Here is a 26,832-nt window from a genome sequence, read left to right on the forward strand (position 1 = left end):
AAAGACAGGGGCGGTAAAAGGAAGTTCATCTTCCAGAAACCAACACTTGTCTATCCGGCTTATAGGTTAGAATAAAATTATTCTACGTCTTTCGCTTTACGAGTGCGTTTTCCTGGAGTCGCTTCAGTAGCTTCACCATTGTCTACAGCTGCTTTAGCCGCTGCTGCTTCTTTTTCCGCGTCCTCTTCTTTATCGCGCTTACGCTCTTCTAATCCTTCAGTGATTGCTTTACCAATTACACTAGCGATTAAGCTGATGGATTTAGTCGCATCATCATTCGCAGGGATTGGGAAATCGATGTTTGTAGGGTCAGAGTTTGTATCAACCATTGCAAAAGTAGGGATGTTTAATTTCATCGCTTCTGCTACTGCAATGTGCTCTTTCTTAACGTCGATGATGAACAAAGCTGCAGGTAAACGGTTCAAATCAGCGATACCACCTAATAGGCTCTCTAATTTTACGCGCTCACGTTGAATCATTAACTTCTCTTTCTTAGACAATACATCATAAGTTCCGTCTTTTTGCATCTTGTCGATGTTAGACATTTTCTTAATTGATTTACGTACTGTCGCGAAGTTAGTTAACATACCACCTAACCAACGTTCTGTTACGAAAGGCATGTTTACTGCTTTTGCTTGTTCAGCGATAATTTCTTTTGCTTGTTTCTTTGTCGCTACAAATAATACTTTACGACCTGATTTTACGATTTGTTTGATTGCTGATGCAGCCTCATCTAACTTCGTAAGCGTTTTGTTCAAGTCAATAATGTGGATACCGTTGCGTTCCATGAAAATGTACTTAGCCATTTTCGGATCCCACTTACGAGTAAGGTGACCAAAGTGAACACCTGCATCCAATAATTCTTGATATGTTGTTCTTGCCATTTTTTGATCCTCCTAATATTAACGTTTACTGAATTGGAACCTTCTACGTGCTTTACGACGTCCTGGTTTTTTACGCTCAACCATACGGTCATCACGTGTCATTAAACCTTTCGCGCGTAATGCAGGTTTTACCTCTGGGTTAAGCTCTACTAATGCTTTTGCAATCGCTAAACGAACTGCTTCCGCTTGACCTTTTACCCCACCACCTTGAACGTTAACTTTAATGTCAAAATTTGCAAGAGACTCTGCTACCAATAATGATTGAGTAACAATGTATTGCAAAGGTAATGTTGGAAAATATACCTTATAATCTTTACCGTTTACGGTAATGTTTCCGTCGCCAGCTGCTAAGTAGATGCGGGCAACAGCAGTTTTTCTTCTTCCTGAAGTGTTAGTTGTTGACATGGTCGTTCTCCTTAAAATTTAACTGGTTTTGGATTCTGTGCCTCATGCTTATGCTCAGTTCCAGCATATACATAAAGGTTTTTAAATAATTGACGTCCTAAACGATTCTTAGGTAACATCCCGCGTACCGCTTTCTCAATGATGCGCTCTGGGTGTTTTGCCATCAACTCCTTCGGAGAAACAAAACGCTGACCACCTGGGTAGCCTGTGTAGCGAACATATACTTTGTCGCCTAATTTGTTTCCAGTCATTCTAACTTTGTCTGCGTTGATAACGATCACGTTATCTCCACAGTCTACGTGTGGGGTGAATGAAGGCTTGTGTTTTCCACGGATTACCTTAGCAATCTCGCTGGCCAAGCGCCCCAAAATCTCGCCTTCAGCGTCAACAACGATCCACTCTTTGTTAACGGTGTTCTTGTTAGCAGAGACAGTTTTGTAACTTAACGTATTCACTTGCTTTTATTTAATTAATTAATATTGTTTTATCCCTTCTGTAATCACTACAATAAGGTCTGCAAAGGTACAATATTTATTTTCAATTGTCAAAAGAAATTTTAACCCTATTCCTCAGTTATTTGAACAACCTAATCACATAGAGATGTGAGACCGCTTCGCTGTTAGATGAGACATCAGATAAAAGACAACAGATAAAAGACATTATTCGCCAATAGATCTAAATACTCCGTACTATATATACTACTGCCCATAGGGCTCAGACTCTTCGCTTTGCTCTGAGTTGTAAGTGATATAACCCACATTATATCTCATATCTCATAGCGAAGCGGACCCCTATCTCACATCTATTTCTGCTGTCTTTTGTCTGTAGTCTCAACGTCTCTCACAGGGGTTTTATTCGACACTTCTTCGGATCTCCTTCGGAACTTGTTCGGAACTCCTTCGGATCTCGTTCGGTTAGAAGCGAACGAGATCCGAACAAGATCCCTATCAGATTCAAAGGAATTCCCTTAGAGTAACGAAGTCATCCCTAAGGAATATCATCGAAAACTAGAGGTAAACCGTAAGCCTTGTTCTTGTTGTTGTTTTTGATCTACAGGTTCATTACGAATGCGGTTTCTCGATTAATTAACATTATTTAAATAGGAGGGCATTAAACTTTTATTGATTTTTGTGCTCTTTAAAATTAATTTATTACCTTGTTTTAGCTAGGTCTAGGAAGGGCCGAAGGATTAGGTAAATGTTAATTGGACGTTTAGATGAGAAAGAATTTTTGGAGCAAATCGTTGTTGTTGGGTTTAATGCTAAGCATTGGGCAGGTCGTATTTGCGCAGGATTTAAAGAATGATAATGGCTATAAAGCCCAATTGGCAGCGGTAGAAAGTCAATTGAAAAAGGGTGATATTGGCGGTGCCTTGGCAATAATTGAGGAAACCCTACAGCAATACCCCAATGGTTCTGATTTATATTATGCCAAATCCCTCTTGTATGCACAAGTACGGAATTTTGATGTAGCCATTCCTGCTGCAGAGCAGGCAGTGGAGAAATCCCCGGATAATATGCTGTACAAAAATCACCTTCTTGAACTCTATAAGGCGAGTGAAGATTATGAGGATGCGATAGTTTTTCTTGATAAATTAATAGCAGACCAAAAAGATAATCCGCAATTATACCGGGAAAAGATAATGCTCATGCATTCCGCCAAGTTATCGTTGGAAGCATTGAAGGTTTATGATGAAACAAAAGCTAAGTTTGGTGTATCCGATACCTTAGATGTGTTAAAGGCGGAGATATTAATGGATTTGGATCGTCCAAGGGAAGCGGCAGAAGCCTTAAAACCTTGGCGAGAGAAGAAAACCCAGATTCGTCAGGTGTATAGCAGTTTAAGCTATATTTATGTTGATGCTTCAAATTTTAAAGATGCACTAACTGTCTTGGAAGAAGGTTTGCAAAACAGTAAAGATGATTTGCTGTATTTGGATCTTGCAGATGCCTATTTGGCGCAGAAGAAATCTAAACCAGCTTATGAAAGCCTGAAGAAAGCTTTTGGATCGGAGACAGTGAATTACTTTGATAAGCACCGTGCGATGTTTAAAGTCATGAATGAACCAGCGGATTTCAGCATCGATCAAAAGCAGGAATTAGCCAACCTCCTCGTGTTAAAATATCCGCGTATTGCCGATTCGCACATGTTCAAAGGCGATGTACTTTGGCAAAAAGGAGAAATGGATCAGGCACGTTCGCTTTATTTAACAGCTGTTGCCATGCAGCCACAATTAATTGATGCATGGCGAAAATTGGTCAATATAGACTTGGCGATGAATAAAGTTAGCTTGGCTATTACCGATGGAATGGAAGGCTTACAGCGTCATCCAGGTAATGTGATGCTATCTTATTTTATTGGGGTGGCACATATGATGAAAAAGGATCATGCTGAGGCAAGGAAGTTTTTAGAAGCTGCCTTAGACCGAAGTGTTGATGATGATCCTATGGTGCAATCTATGATTTATAGTTCCTTAGGAGATTTATACAATGAATTGAAATTGTATGCGGAATCGGATGTGGCCTATGAGGAAGCTATCAAATTAGATAGTGCCAATTCCAATGCCATGAATAATTATGCCTATTACCTGTCCCTTAGAAAGGAGAAATTGGATAAAGCAGCGAAGTATGCCGAACAGGCGAATAAACTGGAGAAAAATTCCGGAACATTTCAAGACACCTATGCTTGGGTTTTATTTCAACAGGAAAAATACAAGGAAGCCCTGTATTGGATTGAACTGGCATTAAAAAATTCGGAGACATCGGCGACTTTGTTAGATCATTATGGAGATATCCTTATTCAATTAGGCCGATCGAAGGAAGCAGTTAAACAATGGGAGCGGGCCTTGAGCATGACCAACAAAGGTTCTGTGGATGTAGATAAGTTAAAAAAGAAAATAAGTGAGAAGAAATATATTGACTAAACTAAGTTTCTTTATGGCGGTACTCATGCTGATCAGTGCATGTGGGACTAAAAAAAGAACCGTAAAGATAGATTCAACCTTGCCTAAGGCAACGAATAATGAGCAGCTGTTAAAGAATTTTGAATTGAGTAATTTGAATTACCATACATTCAGCGGCAGAGCCAAAGCAAAGGTACAGATGGGTAAGGACTCCCAGAATGTGACATTAAATCTAAGAATCGATCGCGGAAAAGCAATTTGGATTTCGGTTACTGCCTTACTAGGTATTGAGGCTGCACGCGTGATGATCACTCCAGATAGCGTGAAAATCATGAACAAGATGCAAGGAGAGTACATAGCTAAACCTTTTTCCTATATCTATAAATACACCAACCCGAATATTAGCTATAAAATGTTAGAGGATATTCTGTTGGGGAATATTTCGGTGGAGATGTTACGAACCGAACAATTGCAGGTGGCGAGCAGTACGGATGATGTACAGATTATTGGTGTTCGCGATGGTTTGACCTTTCATTATGGAGTGAACAATGCCAACCGACCATTTAATTTCAATTTGATGGAATTGGGTAAGTCCAATAAACTGGAGGCGACCTATAGCGATTATCAGATGATCGGGGGTTACAATTTTCCGAATCGTTTCACGTTAAACATTGAAGGAGATGGCGTAAAAGTCAATTCAGACCTGGCTTATAACAAGGCCGAATTTAACACAACAGCAGAAATGCCGTTCAAAGTGCCGTCCAGCTATAAGGTTATCAATTAATTAGTAACTCCATGGTTCGGAAATAAATTATTCATTTTTTTGTTTTCGTATGGAGTATATCCTTATTTTTGGAAGTTTTAATTAGCGACAAGAATAGAATAAAGTGGTTCATGGATTTTAAAAAGATAGTATTAAGCATTATTTCCGTATTATTTCTCGTAAGTTTCAGTTACGGACAAAGTAGCGCCGAACTGAAAAAACAACGTGAGCGAATTGATCGGGAGATTGCTGACCTTCAAAAAGTATTGACCGCCAAAACAGCAGAGAAGATACTTTCCCAACGCGAGGTAGCGGCTTTAAGCAAGCAATTGGACCTTCGTGAAAATAAAATCGGAACCATCAACAGTGAGCTTCGTATCATACAGAGCAACATCAACTCCAACAATAAGATCGTTGAAAAGCTCAAAGAGGAGTTGGAGAAATTGCGTAAGGACTATGAAAAGATGATTCTTTTTGCCTTCCGCAATAAAAACGGTTACAACAAGATGATGTTCATCTTCGCCTCCAAAGATTTTAACCAAGCTTTTAAACGTGTCAAGTATCTACAGCAGTTTACCGATGCACGTAAGGTGAAGGTTTCAGAGATTGAAGGCCATAAAAAACAAATCGAACTTAAGCTAGCACAGTTACAAAGAGACAAGCAAACGCAACAGGCACTGTTAAAAGAGCAGGAGAAGGAGCGTAACATTATTGCCAAGGATAAAGCGGCACACTCGAGCGAATTAAATAAATTGGCGAAAGAGGAGCGTGGATTCCGCGGTCAATTGTCGAGTAAACAACAGGAGCGTAAGCGTTTGGATGCTCGTATTAAGTCGGCGGTTGCCCGTGAAATGGAAGCTGCTCGTCGTTTAGCGGAAGAACGTAGAAAACGAGAAGTTGAAGCCGAGGCTAAAAAATCAGGAACAACGGTTGCTGAAGCTGAGAAGAAAGTTGTTAAGAAAACAGGTTCTGCCGTATTGAACTCTACACCTGAGGCAGCGAAGTTGTCAGCAGGATTCTCTTCAAACCGAGGCCGTTTACCATGGCCAGTATCGCAGGGTAATATCGTTCGTAACTTCGGATCTGTGGTTGTTGAGCGTGGCGTTCATGACTTCTACGATTACATCCGTATTCGTACATCGGACGGTTCACCTGTAAAAGCCATCTTTGAAGGAACGGTAATCGAGGTTGTTAATATGGGAACCACAGCCGTAATTGTACAGCACGGGGAATACTTCTCAGTGTACTCAAACTTGAAATCTTCTAACGTGAGTCGAGGACAAAAAGTAGGAACTGGAACCGTATTAGGAGCTGCAGATTCTGATTCAGAAGCAGGTTATTCCTATGTTGACTTGAACATTTTCAAAGGACAAACTCCGGTGAATCCTACACAGTGGATAGCAAGATAGTTACAGGTTATTTATATTTTTATATCTATATTTGTTAGATATACTTTAAGGAAGAATTAGTAAATTATTAAATATGTACACATCAGGGTTATTATTTATCGGTACAAATGAGATCATTATCATTGTGGTACTGGCATTATTATTATTTGGGGGTAAGAAAATTCCTGAATTGATGCGTGGATTGGGTCGTGGCGTAAAGGAATTTAAAGAGGGCCAAAAAGTAGATCCTAATGCAAAAGAAGAAACAACGAATAACAATACCAACAATAACCAAGCGTAATTGTGATTGTTATCCATAATTAAGAGAAGTTTCATTAGACAACACCTGTTTAATGAAACTTTTTTTATTTGTATCCCAGGGCTAAAACAAAGGGTTTTATCCTGAGAAATGTTACTTAAAGTAGCATTGAATAAAAAAATCCGAAAGGATGAACTAACCAAAAATATGTAAACAGTTCGCCAACGATTAGCGAAGAACTAAAAACTAAAGTTTACCAGTACCCACAATACTTATGAACAAAAAGATTAGTTTCCTAGTGACAATAGGCTTAAGTGTTTTTCTTAAGTTGGGCCATGCCCAAGAAGTGTCCATTGAAGCTTCCGGTTTTACCGAGAATGTACAAACTACCCTAATCGGTCAAATTGAAAGACAAAAAGAGTCCATTTCGTTACAATTGGATTCCATCAAGACCGTAAATGGAGGTAACATCGTATTTACTGATGAAGATGTTAATATCGCTCAGCGTATTCAAAGAATTCAAAAGACGGTTCCTTTGGAATACAATGGTCGTGTAAAGGCCTATCTGGATAAGTATATTTCCAGAAATTACAAACCTTATATGGAGAAGCTGCTCGGTTTAGGGGATTATTATTTCCCGATCTACGAGCAGATATTTGCGGAACAGGGCATTCCTGAAGAAGTGAAATACCTTTCAGTAGTAGAATCCTCTCTAAATCCACATACACTTTCCACATCAGGTGCTTTAGGGCCTTGGCAGTTTATTTATGGAACAGCCAAATTGTATCATCTGAGTATGGATGGGACTTATGATGAGCGTAAGGATGTATATTCCTCCACTTATGCGGTTACAACCTATTTAAAGGAAGCCTATGACGAGTTTAACGATTGGTTGTTGGCACTTGCTTCGTACAATTGTGGTCGTGGCTGCGTACGCCGAGCGATTCAACGTTCGGGCATGAATAACCCAACCTATTGGGAGCTATCTCCATTTTTACCTAAAGAAACCCAAAATTACATACCGAAATTTGTTGCGATGACCTACGTGTTGAACCATGCTGAATTGTATGGCTTAAATGCGCAGTCGAATAACCTTCAAATGGAGAGTAAAGTCATGATGTTGGATCGATCCATTAGTTTGGATAATCTGGCTAAGAATCTGGGGATTTCAATGGATGTCTTAAAAGAATTCAATCCGGCTTTTAAGCGCAGTCAAGTTACGGCTTCAGTAGAAAAGCCTAGACGTTTGGTCTTGCCTTTTCAACGCGAAATGAGCGATTCGGAGATTTATTCGGCATTGTATTCTCAACCTGCGGTAGAAACAAAAGCTGTACTTGCAGCAGTAGATGCTGAGGAAACAAAGTACCACCGTGGACAAAAAGGTGAATCGCAGCAATCCATTGCTTATAAATATGGGGTTACTGTACAGAACCTACGTGCATGGAATGGATTAAGTGCCAATTCCTCCGTTCTAGGGCGTAATCTTGTTGTTGCTAAGTCTATGGACGACGAATTGCCTAATAAGGTCGTAGCGGCCGTTAAAACGAGCGTAGCAAAGAAGACTAGTCTAAGCTATGTGACGCATACCGTGAGAAAAGGAGATACCTTATCGGATATCGTTCAGAAATATAAAGGATCAAGTGTTAGCCGTCTAAAATCTGATAATAATTTGAAAGGTTCAAACCTACGTATTGGTCAAAAATTAAAAGTATATAAGGGGAACAGTTAATTTCTGTTCCTGGATTTAATACTTTCCAAATAAAGTAGCCCTTTGCATTCGCAAAGGGCTACTTTATGATATGTTGTTTCTACCTTATGCTTAAGATAGGTAGGCTGCATCTTCGGTATGATCAAATTCTTCCAATACGACTTCTACATGCTCTTTAAGAATGGTTGATAACTTCAAGCCATAGTAGTCGCTGAATACGGGGAATTGATGGTGACTACGGTCAATAAGAACCGCAGTACGCATGCGTTTTAAAGGGATATTGATAAATACACCTAGACCATAGGCTAAGGTTCTACCGCTATTTAACACATCATCAATTAAGATGACCACTTTATTCTTGGCAATATCCAAATCACCATCAGTAGTAGATTCCAGGTTGCGTTTGGTCTTTTCGATAGAGACCCTTAGCAATTCGATGGATTTGTCTGGAGCGATCTCTTGCAATAACTTCTGAAGACGTTGTGCAAAGACATATCCACGGTCAGCAATCCCGACCAATACAATGGCAGGTTCGTCAAAATTATCTTCGATGATTTGATAAGCAATCCGCTTTGATTTCTGGTGGATCTGCTCTTTGTTTAGAATGAGAGTTTTCTTAGAAGACATATTCGCGTTTTCGTCGTATTAATATATGGAGGTAAATTTAGCAAATCTTTATAAAAATAAAGTCCGAAAGCAATGACCTTCGGACTTTATTTTTATATTCTTGAACTTATTTAATTAAGATACCTTACGAGATTGTGTTGTAGCTTAGTTTAAGTTTCCTTTTTCGTTTTTATTGGCATCTGCAGTCATGACACGGTTGTCATCTAATTTAGGGCGGCCACCGTTGTAATAATAGCGCTTCCAGTAAGCTTCATTTAGATTGCTCACCATAACACCTCTAGAGGAAGAAGCGTGCGCAAATTTATCATCACCTAAATATACACCTACGTGTGTAATACTTCTGCTTCTGATTTTAAAGAAAACTAAATCTCCAGCTTGTAAATCATTTTTGCGAATAGGCGTCACGTTATCATATTGGTTACGGCTGTTGTATCCGATAGTTGTATTGAAAACATTTTCATATACAGCTAGGGAGAATTTAGAACAGTCGATACCACGTTTCGAGTCACCTCCAAGGCGGTAAGGAGTTCCTAACCATTCATATACAAATTGATAAAGTTTCGTGTTGCTGGTGGCGTTTGCTGCAACGCCCATGATTTGAGAGAAGTATTCTTTTGCTAGGTTATCTGGATCAGATGACTTCTGGCTAGTCTGAGCCTGCGAGAATAGACATAAGCCTATGAGAAGCATCACTGCCCCTAGTTTCTTTGTTTTCATTAAATCGCTTTTTTATACAACCATGTAACTTGCTGATTACCTTGATATTTTTGTAATTTTTCCAACAAGCTGAAGCAAATGTAAGACATACTGTATAGAATTCAAAACAATTTTTAAGTCTTTTAACAAAGTTTTAACATTTTTAACACTTCTTCTTTATAGTCATTCCACTACAAAATTTCAATAAATAGCTGTCTGAATGGAATAAAATAAGATTTAAAGCATAAAAGCGTATTTTTTGAAATATTTTAATAAAAGATGGGCTTTATATGAATAATTGTAATATATTTGGAAAAACAAAAGCAGAATTAATGAATTATTCGTCTATTATTATCACAATTATTATTACCACCGGGGGAATTCAACGGAGGAAGTGATTCTGTTGTATAGTAATTAGTACAGATATATGAAGCCTTCCTCCACCGGGGAAGGCTTTTTTATTTTAAAACAAAAAACAATCACTTAAACAGCGCATTCGCATGAAAATTTTAAAATTTGGCGGAACATCCGTAGGTTCCGTAGAAAGTATCCAAGCCGTCTTGCAAATTGTCAAACAGACTTATGAATCCGGCGAACAGCCCTTAGTTGTATTATCGGCTATGTCGGGAATTACCAACCTGTTGACAAAAATGGCGGAAGATGCTGCAGCAGGTCTTTCATTTATGGACGATTTGAAAAGTCTAGAGACTAAACATTTTGATGTCGTCAAAAAGTTAATCGCCGTCAAGTACCAAAATCCAGTGTTGACCAAGTTAAAATTACTGGTGAATGAATTGGAAGACTTGCTCCAAGGGGTATTTGCGCTCCGCGAGCTAAGTCTGCAAAGCAAGGACTTGATCCTTTCTTATGGAGAGCGTTGCAGCAATTACCTGGTATCAAAGATCATGGAACAGGAAATACCAGAATCCGAATACATCAATGCTTCCTATTATATAAAAACAGATTCCAATTTTGGAAATGCCCATCTGAACGAAACCTTAACCAATCAACTTATTCAAGCTTTAGCACAAACACACAGTGGGAAACTACTTTTTGTGACTGGTTTTATCGGTTCGAATGAGCAAGGTCGAGTAACTACCCTTGGGAGAGGGGGCTCCGATTATACAGCTGCCATCTTCGGTTCGGTACTAAATGCCTCAGCAATTGAAATATGGACAGATGTCAATGGTATGTTGACAGCTGACCCTCGTGTGGTTAAAAAGGCTTTCTCCTTACCGGTTTTATCTTATACCGAGGCAATGGAATTATCTTACTTTGGTGCGAAGGTAATCTATCCACCAACGATGGTTCCTGCTTTTATGAAGAAAATTCCAATTGTGATCCGTAATACCTTTCAACCGGAGTTTGCTGGTACACGTATTCAATTTGAAAGTGAGAAATCAGGTTACCCGATTAAAGGGATATCCAGCATTTCAGATGTTTCAGTGATCAATCTTACCGGTAGTGGTATGGTTGGGAAGTCTGGATTTAGTGGTCGTTTATTTACCTTATTGGCAAGAGAGCAAATCAATGTAATTCTAATTACCCAGTCCTCATCGGAGCATAGTATCACCTTTGCGGTTAATCCTAATGATGCGCATAAGGCGGTTCAGTTGATCAATACCGAATTTGAATTGGAGCTATTGGCGAATAAATTAAGTGTACCGGTAATTGAAGAAGACTTAGGAATATTAGCTATCGTAGGGGAGAATATGAAGCGTACGCCGGGTATGTCAGGACGTTTGTTTCATGCTTTGGGTAGAAACGGTATCAACGTACGTGCGATAGCGCAAGGCTCTTCTGAGTTTAACATTTCGGTTATTATCAATAAGGAGGATCTAGCCAAAGCACTCAATGCAGTTCATGATGCTTTCTTTGCCGAACTGAAGAAAACGCTTTATGTTTTTAATGTGGGTACAGGAAATATTGGGGCAACTTTGTTCAAGCAATTGCATAAACAGCATGATTTCCTATTGGAGCAGAATGATATTGAGATCAAAGTGGTTGGTATTTCCAATTCCAGAAAGATGGTTTTTAATCAGGAGGGAATTGATCTATCAAAATGGCAAGAGCAGTTGGAGAATGATGGAACAGTAGCAGATTTGGGTTCTTTTATCCAAGCCATGCAAGCGATGAATCTTCCTAATTGTGTTTTTATTGATAATACTGCCAGTAAGCTGCCTTCTACATATTATGAAGAGATCTTTAAATCTAATATCTCGGTGGTTACTTGTAATAAGATTGCCAATTCGGGTTCTTATGAACAATATAAATGCTTGCATGAAACAGCTCGGAAGCATGGAGTAGATTTCTTTTATGAAACCAATGTTGGAGCAGGCTTACCTATCGTTCGTGTATTGAAAGATTTAATGTTGAGCGGAGACCGTATATTGCGGATTGAGGCTATTCTATCCGGAACGATTTCTTATATATTTAATAATTTCAAAGGGGATGCATCCTTTTATGATGTGGTGAAGAAGGCGCAGGAATTAGGTTATACAGAACCCGATCCAAGAGATGACTTAGGTGGAATTGATTTTATGCGCAAGATGTTAATCCTGGCAAGAGATGCTGGATATCCTTTGGAATCTGCTGATGTGCAGTTAGGTAATATTCTTCCTGAGCGTTGTTTACAGGCGAGTACTGTGGATGAATTCTATACGGAACTGTTAAAGGCAGAAGATTATTTCAATCAATTGAAAAAGGATGCGGAAGAACAAGGAAAGGTGATCCGTTATATCGGGAGTTTGGAAAATGGAGAAGTCAAAATCAGTCTTCAAATGGTGGATGAGCAACATCCATTCTATGCGCTTTCGGGATCTGATAATATCATTTCTTTCTGCACAGAGCGTTATAAAGAAAGACCATTGGTGGTTAAAGGGCCAGGTGCCGGAGCAGAGGTTACCGCGGCTGGCGTATTTGCCGATCTAGTCAATGTAGGTGCTTAAGCCTATCCATTTATTAATTTTTACAAATAGATACAACACGAAAATGAGCTATTCAGCAGAAGATATAAAGGAAGGTCAAGTGGCATTGGATTCTTCCAAATGGTTAAAAGAAGTACGCGTATTTGCACCGGCAACTGTGGCCAATATGATTTGTGGTTTTGATATTTTAGGATTTGCCGTAGATCATCCCGGTGATGAAGTTTTTATGGAACGCAAAGAGGAACCAGGGGTGACCATACGTTCCATTCAAGGAGATGATGGACGATTGCCTTTGGATCCGGATAAAAATACGGTAAGTGCCTGTGTCAAGATGTATTTGGCGCATTTGGGATTAAGCCATGAAGTCGGGGTAAGTATTGATTTAATCAAGCATATGCCTATAGGTAGTGGCTTAGGCTCTAGTTCTGCCAGTACTGTAGCAGGTCTTTTTGCTATCAATACCTTATTGGGGGAGCCATTGACGAAAGCGGAATTGATGCCTTTCTGTGTAGAGGGAGAGCGCCTGGCCTGTGGTCATGGACATGCCGATAATGTTGCTCCGGCCTTAATGGGCGGGATCACTTTGATTCGAGGTTATGAGCCTTTGGATATTATCAACTTGCCTGTTCCGGAGGATTTGGTAGCAGGGATTGTATTTCCACAAGTGGATGTGCCAACTCGGGATGCCCGTCAATTGATTAAGGAGAAGGTAGCTTTGAAAGATGCGGTTACCCAATGGGGAAATATCGCAGGTTTAGTATCGGGTTTATTTACTTCGGATTATGATTTAATTAGTCGCAGTATGCAAGATGTATTGATAGAGCCGACAAGGTCCATCTTGATTCCTGAATTTGAGGTAATGCGTCAATTAGCCTTAGAAGCTGGTGTATTGAGTTTTGGTATTTCAGGTTCTGGTCCATCGGTGGTTGCTATTTCCAAAGGAAAGGAAGCTGCTCAGAAAGCCATAGATGCTATACAGGTGCACCTAAGCCAGCAAGGCATAGAAAGCTTCCAATATTTATCTGCAGTTAATCTGGAAGGCCCTAAAGTGCTTTCTAAATCTTAAGCTTTAATCTTCAAAAACATGAAATTCTACAGTACCAATAATAAAGATTTGCGCGTTTCTTTTCAAGAAGCCGTTTTTAACTCCTTGCCGCAAGATAAGGGATTGTATATGCCGGAGGAGATTCCAAAATTGGATCCCTATTTTCTGAAACATCTGCCGATGTATTCCTTTCAGGAAATTGCTTTTACCGTGGCTAAAGCCATCATAGGAAATGATATTCCCGATAAGGATCTAAAGGCGCTCATAGATGATGCCTTGAATTTTGATGCTCCATTACGTTTCTTAAGTGCAGATACGGCAGTATTAGAGCTATTCCATGGGCCATCTTATGCCTTTAAAGATTTTGGAGCACGTTTTATGAGTCGGGTGATGGGTTATTTCTCCAAACAAGGGGATGATCTTTTGGATGTGTTGGTAGCAACCTCGGGTGATACCGGTGGAGCTGTAGCCTTAGGTTTCTTAGGCGTTGAAGGAACGCGAGTAACAATCCTTTATCCGAAAGGGAAAGTCTCCAAAGTCCAAGAGGAACAATTAACGACCAATGGTCAAAATATTCGTGCAATTGAGGTTGATGGTACTTTTGATGATTGTCAGGCTTTGGTGAAGCAAGCGTTTAATGATCAGGAATTGAATGAATCTCTGCGCTTAACCTCCGCGAATTCCATTAACATTGCTCGTTTAATTCCGCAGACATTCTATTATTTCTGGGCATATGCGCAGTTGAAAGCTCAGGGACAACATGAAGTTGTATTTACAGTGCCGAGTGGTAATTTTGGAAATATAGGGGCTGGATTGTTAGCTTATAAGATGGGATTACCGGTAACACATTTTGTAGCTGCTACCAATGTAAATGATACAGTACCCCGCTTTCTGGAAACTGGATTATATGAACCAAAACCATCTGTTCAAACTTTAGCAAATGCAATGGATGTTGGAAATCCAAGTAACTGGGTTCGGATACAGGATATGTTTCAACAAGATCAGGTTGCTTTAAAAGCGATGGTTAGTTCTTATACTTATACAGATGAAGAGACAAAGAAAGGCATGAGCGAACTATTTGATGCGTTTAACTATGTGGCTTGCCCGCATACAGCGATTGCCTATCTAGCTTCACAGCATTATAGAAAGGATCATCCTGGTACTTATGCTTCGGTATTCTTATCTACGGCACATCCTTGTAAATTCCCGGAAGCAATAGCAGAAGATGCCTTTAAAGCAGTGAAACTTCCAAAAGGAGCAGAATTATTGGCCGATAAAGCCAAATTAGCAACCGAGATGCCTGTTGATTATCAGGTTTTCAAGACCTATTTGCTCGTTAATAGTTAGACTTTGAAAAAATGAAAAAGGGGAATATTATGTTGATATTCCCCTTTTTGTATGCTGTGAATGGAGTTTATAGGTAAGTTTTGAATTGTTCTTTTAGGTCTTTCAGTCTACTAGGACGAATAGCATCCTTTTGTACTATTTCGCCATTTTTCATAATGATGTAGTGGGGGATACCAAATCCTCTTTGACCATCAAAATCTTTGGAGAACATTTCCGTTATTTGTTTCCCTAGGTCCAGCGAAGCTCGTATATGGTAACCCTCAAGATCATAATACTTGATCATTTCTTTCCATTTTTGATCTAATTCATCTCGATCTATTGAAATGAAGACCTTGACTATGTTATTGGCCTTAGTATATTCTGAAAGTTCCTTGTTATAAGCAAACTCAGCTTTACATGGTCCGCACCAGGTTGCCCATAGATCGATATAGACTAACTTGTCTTTAAAATAGTCTTGTACTTGTTTGAAGTCAGTAATTGATTCATAATCCTTCACGAAGTGGGTGTTTTCACTGAAGTTTGCTGCTGCTTTCTGATTGAATTCACGAACCTTTTGGATTTCGGGTTCTAGGTATGGAGAATAATTACTGTTTGGATATTTCAATTTAAATTCATCAAATTTTGTAACAAGTAACTGCTCGAAATTATTCTGCATCAAGGTGTTGGAGAACAGCATGGCTGTTACATATTCATCATTTACGATGTCAGGATTCAGGGTATAAGAATAAAACATAAAATCCAGGTAGCTGTCCTTTTTATCATGAGCTTGGACTTGTTTGAAAGTCTTTGGTTCAAAGTAATAACCTTCAAATGCATTTCGGATTTCTAATAAATCCATAAAGCTGCTGTTGTTCAAGTTATGTTTATCATGAAAGTCATAATTAGCAATTACTTTTTTCCAATTATTGACGAAGTAATTTGCTGTGGAATCAGGTAATAGGCCATCCTTTAATGCTCTTTTAATGCGATACATCGAATCTTGTAAAGCAAATGCTGCTAAAGAGTAGTTGTAAGTTCTTGTTTCGGCAGCTGCCATGTCTAAGAAAGCTTGATTTATTTCTTTATTTTTAAGTAAGGAATCCAACTGACCGATTTCTTTGTTCATATTCTTGAAGATCGCATCTTGAGCAGCTTCAATGCTGCCGTGTTTATGGAGGTATTTTTCAGCAACCTGTTGATAAAAAGGTCTATTTATAGTGTTTACCAGTTTTTGTCCTGCTAGATTATTTCCACTAATATTAGCTTGAACTTTCTTATTGGCATCTGTGGTATAATTAATATGGATTTTGTCTCCTGGATTTAAATACAGCTTGGTGCCAGCGCCGAGATAACTGATGATATATGCTCCTGCATTTGATCCTGGATAAGTAAGTTTGAGTTCATTTTGTTGATTCAAGGACGTATCCATTTTACTGTCGTAAAAATAGGTTCCATTAACTGGAGCTAAAATTCTGATTTCAGGCTTTATGTTATCAGATTTAATAGAAATTTCGATTTGTTGACCAAAAGATAGGAAGGGCAACGTGCATAGCGTAATGAGTGCATAGCACAGGATTCGTGTGGTTTTCATAAAAATTCAAATTGGTTACAGCTCTAATATACAGTATTTTGAACGAAAGATTTAGTTGATTTTTGTATAAAAAATAAAAATAATGCCTTTTGTTTTTTTCAATTCTGTTTACTTTTGCAACCATGAAAAAAATAATCCTTAACAAAGGGAAGGATAAGGCTGCCTGGCAGTTGCATCCCTGGATCTTTTCGGGAGCTATAGCACAAGTGCATGGTAAACCGCAGAACGGGGACATCGTTTCCGTCTTCAACCAAGAAGCAGAATTCATTGCTTATGGTATGTATAATGGAAACTCAAGGGTGGCAGTACGCCTTTTGGAATGGGATCCACAGCAGGAGATAAATGAAGCTTGGTGGAGAAAAAGAGTGGCTAAAGCAGTCAATAATCGGAAAGCCTTATTGACAGAAAACAATAATACCGTTCGGTTAATCTTTGCTGAAGCTGATTTCCTTCCAGGATTAATAGCCGACAAATATGCCGATTACATTTCCATTCAGGTGCATGCTGCAGGAACTGAAGCTGTCAAAGCTATCATCGTGGATGAACTGGCAAATTCCTTAAAGCCCCTGGGTATTTACGAACGCAGTGACCTCAAGTCCCGTGAGCATGAAGGATTGCCCGATACCAATGGTCTTCTTTTCGGACAGACACCGCCAAATTTTGTGGATATTATAGAAAATGGAATTCACTATCAGGTAAATATTGTGGAAGGTCAGAAGTCCGGCTTCTACTGTGACCAACGAGAAAACAGAGCTATTACTGCTAAATATACCAAAGGTAAAAGGGTATTGGATTGCTTTTGCTATTCAGGAGGTTTTACATTAAATGCTTTTCGAGAAGGCGCTGCTTCAGTGACTTCAGTCGATAGTTCTGCTTTAGCGATTGAGACTTTAATTAATAATGTTCGTAATAATGGCTTTGATGTAAGCAAGCATCAGGCAGTACAATCGGATGTCAATAAATACCTTCGGGATTTAGGTGAGCAAGGGGAGAAGTTTGATCTTATTGTGTTAGATCCTCCTAAATATGCACCTTCGCGTTCTTCTTTGGAAAAGGCTTCAAGAGCTTACAAAGACTTAAATAGAAGAGGCATGCTTTTACTGAATAGTGGAGGATTGCTTTCGACTTATTCCTGTTCTGGAGCGATGGATATTGATACCTTCAAACAAGTTTTAGCTTGGGCAGCTTTGGATGCAGGAAAGGAAATTCAGTTTATTCATCAATTCTCACAACCTGAAGATCATCCTGTACGGGCTTCTTTCCCTGAGGGGGAATACCTAAAAGGATTGTTGGTTCGGGTACTGTAATTCGACAAGAAATAGAAGTAATAAGGGCAAAACAGATCGTTTTGCCCTTGTTTATTGTTAGAAAAGCTGATAATTAGCTTTATTTTTTAATAAGATCTAACCAAGCCTTAGCCATTAAATTTGCTCCTGCAAGACTGGTATGTACGCCGTCTGTTGTCCAATAAGCTCCATTGTTAGCCTTTAATGCTTGATCAAATACTTGTTGGAATGGTAAGAATACGGCTTTGTATTCTTTAGCTAATTCTCTTGAAACATTCTGGTATTTTGTAAACTCCGGAAACCAAGAGTCATTGACATGTTTTACATTGTTGACAGCGAAAGGCTCACAGATAATCAATTTTACATTGGGTAATGCTTTGAATGTTTTATCCAACAATTCCTTGTATTGGCCTTTGTACTGTTCAGGTGTATTTACCGCACCACGGTCCTTTGTGCGCCAGAAATCATTGACCCCAATCATGATGCTGAGTACGTTTGGCTGAATCGCTAGGGCATCCTGATTCCAACGGTTTAATAAATCGGGAACACGGTTGCCCGAAATCCCACGGTTATAGATCTTGATGTTTTTAGATGCATGGTCATTTAACAAGGTGCTGGAAGCAAGCATGGCATATCCAGTACCCAAAGCATTGGCAACATTGGGCTCAGCATTAGTTTTATTTCTTCCAGCGTCAGTAATTGAATCGCCTTGAAATAAAATAATATCATTATTAGCAAGGCTGATTTTACCGGTTTTAGCTGCCGAGAAATCTTCAGCTTGTACTAGGGAAGTGCCAACGGTAGTCGCTGCTATTCCCAATAAACCTTTCTTTAAAAAGTCTCTTCTGTTGTTCATGTGTTTTAGTCTAGGTAGAAATTGTCTTAGCAAGTTAATGAAACTAACAGAATTTGACAATTGCTTCCCGAATTATTTTACATGCTTCTTTAATCTGTTCTTTGCTAATGGTCAATGGAGGAGCCACACGTAATGCTGTTTCGCAATGCAAGTACCAGTCGATAATAATTCCTTTCTCGGCACAATAATTACTGACAGCATACACCTGGTCGAAATTCTCTAACTGTAAACACATCATCAATCCTAAGCCACGTATTTCTTTTATTTGTGGTATTTGCAGTTCCTCTCGGAATAGTTGTGCTTTTTCAGCTACTTGTTCAACCAATTGCTCTTGAATGATCACCTCTAAAGAAGCCTTTGCTGCAGCACAGCTGACAGGATGACCTCCAAAAGTGGTAATATGACCTAGCATAGGATTGTCCTTGATGACATCCATGATTTCCTTGGGAGCAACAAAAGCACCTAATGGCATTCCACCACCAATACCTTTAGCCAACATCAGAATGTCTGGCACAATATCGAAGTGTTCGAATGCGAATAACTTACCTGTACGCCCAAAGCCTGTTTGTATCTCATCAAATATCAATAGCGCCCCTGTATCGGAACATTTCTGTCTCAATGCCTTCATGTACTCCTTAGATGGAACACGTACGCCTGCTTCACCCTGAATGGCCTCTACGATGACAGCAGCTGTCTGATCTGTAATAGCGTCCAAATCCGCTATGTCATTATAGGTTATAAAGTCGATTTCGGGAAGTAGGGGAGCATAAGCTTTACGGTATTCGTCATTGCCAATCAGGCTAAGCGCACCTTGTGTACTTCCATGGTAAGCTTGTTTGGCGGCAATAATTTGTCTGCGTCCAGTGTATTTCTTGGCGATCTTCATGGAACCTTCTACGGCCTCTGCACCCGAGTTGGTGAGATAAACCGATTGAAAGCTATCTGGTAATACGTTCAACAAGTCAGTAGCAAACTGCACTTGTGGCGCTTGCACGAACTCGCCATATACGGTCACATGCATGAATTTGTCCAATTGCTGTTTTATAGCATCCAATACCTTTGGATGGCGATGACCGATATTACTCACATTAAAGCCAGAAACCAAATCCATATATTTCTGTTGATTAGGGCCATAAAGGTAAATACCTTCGGCACGTTCAACTTCAATTAATCTTGGGGAATTGGATGTTTGGGCTGTATTTTTTAAGAATAGCTCTCGATTACTAATCATGATAAGATGGATAAAGTGCAAAAATAGCAAATATAGCTTGCTTTAGGGTAGGCTCTGTCTCGGGAATGCCATAAAAAAAGCTCCTTAATTGGAGCTTCTTTAGTTTTTATTTCGACCTTCAAGTTCTTTGTAGAGGAGTTTGATGAACTCTTGTTCTACTGCAAAGAATTGGGAAGACCGGGCTTGACCGATTACCTCGGCAAACTTAGATCGGTATTCTTTTTTGATTTCTACTTCTTGAGCGTCAAATTCAATGATATCTTGACTACCTCTGAAATTGTTTCTCGGGGAGTTTCTCATATCTGCTGAACGCTTATTCTTTTTTGATTTGACATCCATAATCTCCTTAAAATACTGATTGTATAAAGGGAAGAAGCGTTGAGCTTCTGCAGGAGTCAAGCGCAATTGTTTGGAAATGTAGGCAGCCTTTTGTTTCTCGATCGCTTCAAAACGTTCCTGATTAGACTGTCCCATAGCCACGGCACTTGCAAACAAAATCAGACAAATCGTTGTAATAACATGTTTTAAACGAACCATTATAATGTATAATTTAAGTAAAGTTCTAAATCTTCATCATCGATTCCACTACCAATCTGTTTAGAGTCTTCAGGCTCATAAATATACTCGGCAAACTCGCTGATATCTGATGCATCACTGTAACTTGAAAGATAATTTAGGATTTCCTCTTTAGGTATCTCATTCAAAGCTACGGAATTCTCCTTAGAAAATTGAGGTTGATCCTGATTAAAGCTGTTCCAAGTTAAGAAGAGGGCTACAGACGCGGCTGCAATACCGCCTAACCAAGCATATTTACGTTTGCTGCTACCATGGTTCGCATCTTTAGTGGCAGCAGGCATTTGTATGATTTTTGTATCATTTACCTGATCCAAGATGCGGTCTTCCAATTGATCAAAGTATCCTTGCGGCACTTCAAATCCATCGGCATCCACCGTAGCTTTTAGTTTTTCTACTGCAATGTTGGCCATCATGTGCTCTTCCGCTTCAGCAAAGTAGCCTTCAGGGACGGTAAAACCATCTTCCATAGGTGCCAAGCTGTGCTCATCTTCTTGCACACGTGCCATAATCCTGTCGGTAAGACCTTCAAAGTATCCTTGCGGTACTTCTGGTTCTTGTTCGCTCTGGAACTTATCGATAGCTACCTGAGCCATCAGCTGATCTTCCATCTCCACAAAGTACCCTTCAGGTACTTGGAAGTTATCACCCTCCCGTAATCCGTCGAATTTAATGTTGCTGATCAGTTGCGATTCCAATGTATCGAAATAACCTTCAGGTGTTGTAAATCCTGTGTTTTGTTCTCCTTTTAGTTGTTCAAGCTTAACTTGTGAAAGGATTTTCTCAGGAAGTTCATTGAAGTAGTTATCAGGTACAATGAAAGGGTTGACACGCAACGAATTAGGTAAGTGGTTGCTTCCCGTGTTTTCGTGATATGTGTTGTATTCTTTCATGGTACACTAATAGATGATTTAGAGGCCAAAAGGTTTAATCGTGCGCAGCAAAAAAGTTCTCTATTTTTTTAACTGCTAAATGGTATGAAGCTTTCAATGCACCGACACTTGTTCCCAATACTTCAGAGATCTCTTCATATTTCATATCCTCAAAGTACTTCATGTTAAAAACAAGTCTTTGTTTGTCTGGCAAAGTTAGTATGGCTTGTTGTAATTTCAATTGTGCTTTATCACCATTGAAATAAGAACCGTCTGCTAACGATTCTGATAAATAAGCAGAGCTCTCGTCATCTAACGAGACGCTCTGCTTCTGTTTCTTTTTATTTAAGAAAGTAATACACTCATTGGTCGCGATTCGGTATAACCAAGTATACAGTTGCGAGTCTTCCCTGAACTTCTCTAAGTTGCGCCATACTTTGATGAAAATATCTTGTACAACATCATCCGCATCATCATGGTCAATGACCATTCGTCTGACGTGCCAATAGATTTTTTGCTGATATTTTTTTAGCAATAAGCGGAAAGCCTCTTCGCGAGTACTTTCGTCTGCAAACTTTGCTATTATCAGGGAATCTTCCATAGGTATTATTTTCTGCTGATTACTTTGCGCACTGCATTTACAATATGTGCAGCGTCTAATCCGTATTTTTCCATTAATTGTGCTGGTGTACCTGATTCACCGAAGCTATCATTTACAGCAACATACTCTTGAGGAGTAGGCAATTTCTGCGCCAATAATTGCGCAACGCTATCTCCAAGACCTCCTAAACGGTTGTGCTCTTCAGCTGTTACCACACATCCTGTCTTGGTAACTGACTTCAAGATAGCCTCTTCGTCCAATGGTTTAATGGTGTGAATATTGATGATTTCAGCATTGATACCTAATTTCTCCAATTCTTCACCAGCTTGAATAGCCTCCCATACCAAGTGTCCTGTAGCGATGATGGTTACATCAGTACCTTCATTTAACATGACTGCTTTACCGATCTCGAATGTCTGATCAGCAGGTGTGAAATTAGGAACTACCGGACGTCCAAAACGAAGGTATGCAGGTCCTTCATGGTTTACTAACGCTAAAGTAGCTGCTTTGGTTTGGTTGAAATCACAAGGATTGATAACAGTCATGCCCGGAAGCATTTTCATTAAACCAATATCCTCTAAGATTTGGTGAGTTGCACCATCTTCACCTAATGTTAATCCAGCATGTGAAGCACAGATTTTCACATTCTTACCAGAGTAAGCGATAGATTGACGGATTTGGTCATAAACACGACCTGTAGAGAAGTTAGCGAAAGTACCTGTAAAAGGGATTTTTCCACCGATGGTTAATCCAGCAGCAATACCCATCATATTTGCTTCTGCAATTCCGATTTGGAAGAAGCGCTCAGGATATGCTTTGATAAAGTCGTTCATTTTCAATGAACCGATTAAGTCAGCACATAGTGCGACTACATTTTCGTTCTGTTTTCCAGCTTCCAATAATCCGGCGCCGAAACCAGAGCGTGTATCTTTTGATTCTGTATACGTGTATTTTTTCATGTTATGCAGTCTGATTCGTCGGGAAAGAATATAAACCTCTATCCCTAAGAAGATCCAACAAAAGGGTCTACGAATTAATAATCACCAATTGTTCTAGGAATTTGATTTAAGGCGATTTCCAATTGTTCGTCATTTGGAGCAACACCATGCCATTTGTGAGATCCCATCATGAAATCAACACCTTTACCCATTTCTGTGTGTAATAAAATGATCACCGGTTTTCCTTTTCCAGTACGAGATTTAGCCTCATCTAGACCATTGATCACTTGTTGCATATCATTTCCATTAGCAACTTCCATGACATCCCATCCAAATGCTTCCCACTTCGCACTTAGGTTGCCTAAAGAAAGAACATCATCAGTAGAACCATCGATCTGCGCATTGTTATAGTCAACTGCTGCAATGATATTGTCCATTTTGTTATGCGGCGCATACATTGCTGCCTCCCAAACTTGACCTTCTTGCAATTCACCATCACCCATCAATACATAAACCAGGCTGTTGTCCTTGTTTAATTTTTTTGCTTGAGCAGCACCGATCGCTACAGAAAGACCTTGACCTAGGGAACCAGAAGCTACACGGATTCCTGGAAGGTGCTCGTGTGTAGTTGGGTGACCCTGAAGTCTAGAGTTGATTTTTCTGAAGGTAGCAAGCTCACTCACTGGGAAATATCCAGCGCGCGCCAATGTACTGTAGAAAACTGGGGAAATGTGACCGTTCGATAAGAAGAAAAGATCTTCTCCGATACCATCCATGTTAAAGGAAGGATCATGCTTCATGGCATGAAAGTACAATGCAACAAAGTAATCAGTACAACCCAAAGAACCCCCTGGGTGACCCGATTGACATGCATGTACCATACGAACGATGTCTCTTCTTACTTGTGAAGCGATTTGTTCAAGTTTTGTTATATCTGCACTCATCTTAATGTATAATATTTCGATAATTTGCGGATAAAGTTAATGATTTTTAATGAATTTTAGATCGCTTCGCTACTAGATATGAGATATGAGACCGCTTCGCTGTTAGATGTATGGTTTGAGAAAGAAAGGGTGATAGGATTAAGAGCAATTTTTGGTATGGATTTAAAGATAAAAACATCATTGAAAGAAAAGAGTTGTCAATGGCTATACAGAATCCCCACCTTCCATCCAAATAAAAAAGGACTTGTGAATCATCTCACAAGTCCTTTTTTATATCTTTAAGACTAACGCGCTTACTATCTCATATCTCACATCTCATATCTAACAGCGCAGCGATCTTAAACTACATCGCATTCGCTACAACCTCATCCACTTCAGGGACCATACGTTTCAATAAGCCTTCGATTCCGGCTTTTAGGGTGATGGTAGAAGATGGACATCCTGAGCATGATCCACGAAGTTCAACCGTTACTATACCGTTGTCGAAAGATTTGTAAGCGATTGCTCCGCCATCTTGTTCTACGGCTGGACGTACATAGTCGTGTAAAACCTGTTGGATTTTCACTTCTACATCATTTCCTTCAAAAATCACTTCTTCAGAGTGCTCCTCAGGTTTAACAGCCAATTCAGATTCTACAGCGCCTTTTACGAACTCTTTCAATAAAGCTTCGATATCCGACCATTCCGCATCTTCAGTCTTGGTGATGGTAACAAAGTTGCTGGCAAAGAAAACACCATTTACAAAATTGAATTTGAATAATTCACGTGCAAATGCTGACTCTTGTGCTTTCTCCCGATCTGGATAATCCAAACTACCATTTATTAACAACTTGTTAACCAAGAATTTCATGGTTGCCGGATTAGGGGTACTTTCTGTATATACGTTTATTGTTGCCATGTTCTCTCTAATAAAAATTTAACAAATATAGGGTATTTCAAGCTGTAAGCCCGTCATTGGGGCGTCAAAGCTTATAATTGAACCCCAGTATAATTGCTTGGTGATATAGCCTTGATCTCTGCTTTTACCTCATCGGATACTTGTAAGTTCTCTACAAATTCCGCAATGGTATCCTGCGTAACGTGGCTGTTTGTTCTGGTCAAATCCTTTAATGCTTCGTATGGTTTTGGATATCCTTCACGACGCAATATTGTTTGAATAGCTTCTGCAACAACCGCCCAATTGTTTTCAAGGTCTTCTTGGAAAGCTGTTTCATTCAAGATCAACTTACGTAATCCTCGTAAGGTCGATTTAATCGCAATTAATGTATGCGCCATAGGGACACCTACATTACGCAATACGGTAGAATCCGTTAAATCACGCTGTAATCTTGAAATTGGAAGTTTTGCCGATAAATGCTCAAATACAGCATTCGCCAAGCCTAAATTACCCTCTGCATTTTCAAAATCAATAGGATTTACTTTATGTGGCATCGCCGAAGAACCAATTTGACCCGCAGTAATTTTCTGTTTGAAGTAATCCATGGAAATATAAGTCCAGATATCACGACAAAGGTCAATAACGATGTTGTTAATGCGTTTCAAGTTATCGCAAGAAGCAGCAAAGTTATCGTAATGTTCAATTTGCGTAGTAGTTTGCGAACGATCCAAACCTAAAACCTCATTGACAAAGTTGTTTCCAAATGCCACCCAGTCATTATTTGGATAAGCAACATGGTGTGCATTGAAATTACCTGTAGCACCACCAAATTTAGCTGAGTAAGGAACCTGCGTCAATAAGTTCAATTGTTTCTCGATACGTTCGATAAATACTTTGATTTCCTTTCCTAAACGAGTAGGAGAAGCTGGCTGTCCATGCGTACGAGCCAACATGGGAACTTTTTCCCAAGAATTAGATAATGACTTCAATTCGTCCACTAATTCTTGAATTGCCGGTAAATACACGGCATCAATGGCTGCTTTCCAAGAATAAGGAATAGCGGTGTTATTAATATCTTGAGATGTTAATCCGAAGTGGATGAATTCTAAGGAATCCGTTAATCCTAATTTCTCAAATTCATTTTTCAAGAAATATTCAACAGCTTTCACATCGTGATTGGTCACTTTTTCTGTATCCTTAATCCATTCAGCATCCGCCAAACTGAAGTTGCGGTAGATATCGCGTAGCTTTTCATTTAAGCTACCATCAAAATGACTAAGTTGCGGAATACCTGATTGAGACAGGGCAATAAAATATTCTACCTCCACCAATACACGGTATTTGATCAAAGCAAACTCGGAAAAGTAATTTGATAAATCTTTCGTGCTGTTGTAATATCTGCCATCAATCGGCGTAACTGCGGTAAGTGGGGATAATGTCATGAGTTATAATATATTTTGGCGGTAAAAATAAGGAAAGAGGAGACAAAAGACAATAGATATTAGACATCAGACGGTAGAAATGTCAAGTTGTTACTTTACGAAATCTTGGATAAACTGGCTCCAACCTATAAATTCAATAGTCTGAAATCTGTTGTCTATCCTCTGTTGTCTTCGACAAAAACAACAAAAGCCCGTTTCTAAAACGGGCTTTTGGAGTATTTTTGAATTTGTTCGGATTATTGAACGTTTTTCTTCAAAGAATCAACAGCTTGCTCAGCAGTTGAATCAACAGCGTTGATTGCTGAATCAGCAGTGTTTTTCAATGAATCAGAAACAGCGTTTGCAGTTGAATCGATAGCGTTAGCAGCTGAATCAGCAGCAGCTTCAGTTTTAGTTTCAGCGTTGTTACAAGAAGCAACAGCTACAGTTAAAGCTAAACCTAAGAATCCGAATTTTAATACATTTTTCATTTTTAATTTTTTATTTAGTTGAAACAAATTTGTTTATTTAATCCTTAATACCTCATACCTTAGAAAGGTAACCCAAAAAAAATATTTTTTTTATAATCACTTTAAATGAGTTGATTCTCAGTAGATTATTTTAATCCTTTTTGCTTTGGGCAGCGCAAATATACTACTGTTTTGCTGATTTGCAACAACAAAAAACAAAATTTGTTAAATTTTTGTTATTT

At 39.2% G+C, this 26,832-nt stretch carries 25 protein-coding genes; 9 read left to right on the forward strand and 16 right to left on the reverse strand.

Features of this window, described 5'->3' with window-relative positions:
• Positions 1–77: 77 nt before the first annotated feature.
• Genes rpsB through rplM form a run of 3 tightly spaced genes read right to left on the reverse strand, consistent with a single transcriptional unit; the run spans position 78 to position 1,744 of the window.
• Entirely contained in the window at positions 78–884 is an 807-nt protein-coding gene (rpsB, locus tag ACP6L2_RS10445; protein ID WP_344672901.1) for a 30S ribosomal protein S2, read from the reverse strand.
• An 18-nt stretch (positions 885–902) separates the two neighbouring features.
• On the reverse strand, positions 903–1,289 hold the full coding sequence (gene rpsI, locus ACP6L2_RS10450) for a 30S ribosomal protein S9 (RefSeq protein ID WP_344672900.1): 387 nt from the start codon (positions 1,287–1,289) through the stop codon (positions 903–905).
• 11 nt (positions 1,290–1,300) lie between these two features.
• Positions 1,301–1,744: a 50S ribosomal protein L13 gene (gene rplM, locus ACP6L2_RS10455; protein WP_344672899.1), complete on the reverse strand. Its 444-nt coding sequence runs from the start codon at positions 1,742–1,744 to the stop codon at positions 1,301–1,303.
• A gap of 761 nt (positions 1,745–2,505) precedes the next feature.
• On the opposite strand from rplM, the gene ACP6L2_RS10460 reads away from it, so the two are divergent.
• The 5 genes from ACP6L2_RS10460 (at position 2,506) to ACP6L2_RS10480 (ending at position 8,330) form a co-directional block, all read left to right on the forward strand.
• Complete coding sequence (locus tag ACP6L2_RS10460; protein ID WP_440509147.1) at positions 2,506–4,212, forward strand: tetratricopeptide repeat protein; 1,707 nt, start codon at positions 2,506–2,508, stop codon at positions 4,210–4,212.
• On the forward strand, positions 4,190–4,975 hold the full coding sequence (locus tag ACP6L2_RS10465; RefSeq protein WP_440509148.1) for a DUF4292 domain-containing protein: 786 nt from the start codon (positions 4,190–4,192) through the stop codon (positions 4,973–4,975). Before ACP6L2_RS10460 ends, ACP6L2_RS10465 begins: the two co-directional genes overlap by 23 nt.
• A 110-nt stretch (positions 4,976–5,085) precedes the next feature.
• A complete protein-coding gene (locus ACP6L2_RS10470; RefSeq protein ID WP_440509150.1) occupies positions 5,086–6,363 on the forward strand; it encodes a murein hydrolase activator EnvC family protein in 1,278 nt (425 codons plus the stop codon).
• Positions 6,364–6,436: 73 nt separating this feature from the next.
• Complete coding sequence (locus ACP6L2_RS10475; protein WP_440509151.1) at positions 6,437–6,643, forward strand: Sec-independent protein translocase subunit TatA/TatB; 207 nt, start codon at positions 6,437–6,439, stop codon at positions 6,641–6,643.
• Between the two features lie 232 nt (positions 6,644–6,875).
• A complete protein-coding gene (locus ACP6L2_RS10480) occupies positions 6,876–8,330 on the forward strand; it encodes a LysM peptidoglycan-binding domain-containing protein (RefSeq protein WP_440509153.1) in 1,455 nt (484 codons plus the stop codon).
• Positions 8,331–8,420: 90 nt separating this feature from the next.
• On the opposite strand, the gene ACP6L2_RS10485 is transcribed toward ACP6L2_RS10480, so the two are convergent.
• On the reverse strand, positions 8,421–8,936 hold the full coding sequence (locus ACP6L2_RS10485; RefSeq protein WP_440509155.1) for a phosphoribosyltransferase family protein: 516 nt from the start codon (positions 8,934–8,936) through the stop codon (positions 8,421–8,423).
• 144 nt (positions 8,937–9,080) lie between these two features.
• Complete coding sequence (locus tag ACP6L2_RS10490) at positions 9,081–9,653, reverse strand: C40 family peptidase (RefSeq protein WP_344672892.1); 573 nt, start codon at positions 9,651–9,653, stop codon at positions 9,081–9,083.
• A 479-nt stretch (positions 9,654–10,132) separates the two neighbouring features.
• On the opposite strand from ACP6L2_RS10490, the gene thrA reads away from it, so the two are divergent.
• The 3 genes from thrA to thrC are packed head-to-tail and all read left to right on the forward strand — an operon-like array spanning position 10,133 to position 14,951.
• Complete coding sequence (gene thrA / locus ACP6L2_RS10495) at positions 10,133–12,580, forward strand: bifunctional aspartate kinase/homoserine dehydrogenase I (protein ID WP_440509157.1); 2,448 nt, start codon at positions 10,133–10,135, stop codon at positions 12,578–12,580.
• Positions 12,581–12,623: 43 nt separating this feature from the next.
• A complete protein-coding gene (locus ACP6L2_RS10500; protein WP_440509159.1) occupies positions 12,624–13,625 on the forward strand; it encodes a homoserine kinase in 1,002 nt (333 codons plus the stop codon).
• Positions 13,626–13,643: 18 nt separating this feature from the next.
• A complete protein-coding gene (thrC, locus tag ACP6L2_RS10505; RefSeq protein WP_440509161.1) occupies positions 13,644–14,951 on the forward strand; it encodes a threonine synthase in 1,308 nt (435 codons plus the stop codon).
• A gap of 67 nt (positions 14,952–15,018) precedes the next feature.
• Here the strand turns inward: thrC and ACP6L2_RS10510 are convergent, their stop codons facing one another.
• Positions 15,019–16,521 (reverse strand): TlpA family protein disulfide reductase, encoded by a 1,503-nt coding sequence (locus ACP6L2_RS10510; RefSeq protein WP_440509163.1) that lies wholly within the window; start codon positions 16,519–16,521, stop codon positions 15,019–15,021.
• A 122-nt stretch (positions 16,522–16,643) separates the two neighbouring features.
• Here ACP6L2_RS10510 and ACP6L2_RS10515 point away from each other — a divergent pair, with 122 nt between their 5' ends.
• Positions 16,644–17,828 (forward strand): class I SAM-dependent rRNA methyltransferase, encoded by a 1,185-nt coding sequence (locus tag ACP6L2_RS10515; protein WP_440509164.1) that lies wholly within the window; start codon positions 16,644–16,646, stop codon positions 17,826–17,828.
• Between the two features lie 79 nt (positions 17,829–17,907).
• Here ACP6L2_RS10515 and ACP6L2_RS10520 read toward each other — a convergent pair whose 3' ends face one another.
• From ACP6L2_RS10520 to ACP6L2_RS10565, 10 genes are all read right to left on the reverse strand, one after another.
• A complete protein-coding gene (locus ACP6L2_RS10520; RefSeq protein ID WP_440509166.1) occupies positions 17,908–18,663 on the reverse strand; it encodes an SGNH/GDSL hydrolase family protein in 756 nt (251 codons plus the stop codon).
• 43 nt (positions 18,664–18,706) lie between these two features.
• Positions 18,707–19,894 carry an aspartate aminotransferase family protein gene (locus ACP6L2_RS10525; protein WP_440509168.1) on the reverse strand — a complete coding sequence of 396 codons (1,188 nt, stop codon included), beginning with the start codon at positions 19,892–19,894 and terminating at the stop codon, positions 18,707–18,709.
• Positions 19,895–19,993: 99 nt separating this feature from the next.
• A complete protein-coding gene (locus ACP6L2_RS10530; RefSeq protein ID WP_440509170.1) occupies positions 19,994–20,431 on the reverse strand; it encodes a hypothetical protein in 438 nt (145 codons plus the stop codon).
• Positions 20,431–21,360, reverse strand: a complete 930-nt coding sequence (locus ACP6L2_RS10535) for a hypothetical protein (RefSeq protein ID WP_440509172.1) — start codon at positions 21,358–21,360, stop codon at positions 20,431–20,433. Before ACP6L2_RS10535 ends, ACP6L2_RS10530 begins: the two co-directional genes overlap by 1 nt.
• Before the next feature lie 34 nt (positions 21,361–21,394).
• Positions 21,395–21,940: an RNA polymerase sigma factor gene (locus ACP6L2_RS10540; RefSeq protein ID WP_344672882.1), complete on the reverse strand. Its 546-nt coding sequence runs from the start codon at positions 21,938–21,940 to the stop codon at positions 21,395–21,397.
• A gap of 5 nt (positions 21,941–21,945) precedes the next feature.
• Positions 21,946–22,899 (reverse strand): transketolase family protein, encoded by a 954-nt coding sequence (locus tag ACP6L2_RS10545; RefSeq protein ID WP_344672881.1) that lies wholly within the window; start codon positions 22,897–22,899, stop codon positions 21,946–21,948.
• Between the two features lie 74 nt (positions 22,900–22,973).
• Positions 22,974–23,822: a transketolase gene (locus tag ACP6L2_RS10550; protein ID WP_440509173.1), complete on the reverse strand. Its 849-nt coding sequence runs from the start codon at positions 23,820–23,822 to the stop codon at positions 22,974–22,976.
• A 343-nt stretch (positions 23,823–24,165) separates the two neighbouring features.
• Complete coding sequence (locus tag ACP6L2_RS10555) at positions 24,166–24,720, reverse strand: NifU family protein (protein WP_440509174.1); 555 nt, start codon at positions 24,718–24,720, stop codon at positions 24,166–24,168.
• A 71-nt stretch (positions 24,721–24,791) separates the two neighbouring features.
• Entirely contained in the window at positions 24,792–26,141 is a 1,350-nt protein-coding gene (gene purB / locus ACP6L2_RS10560; RefSeq protein WP_344672878.1) for an adenylosuccinate lyase, read from the reverse strand.
• Positions 26,142–26,377: 236 nt separating this feature from the next.
• A complete protein-coding gene (locus ACP6L2_RS10565; protein ID WP_440509176.1) occupies positions 26,378–26,611 on the reverse strand; it encodes a hypothetical protein in 234 nt (77 codons plus the stop codon).
• Positions 26,612–26,832: the final 221 nt, after the last annotated feature.

This window comes from Sphingobacterium lactis, from assembly GCF_051951495.1.
GTDB lineage: Bacteria > Bacteroidota > Bacteroidia > Sphingobacteriales > Sphingobacteriaceae > Sphingobacterium > Sphingobacterium lactis_A.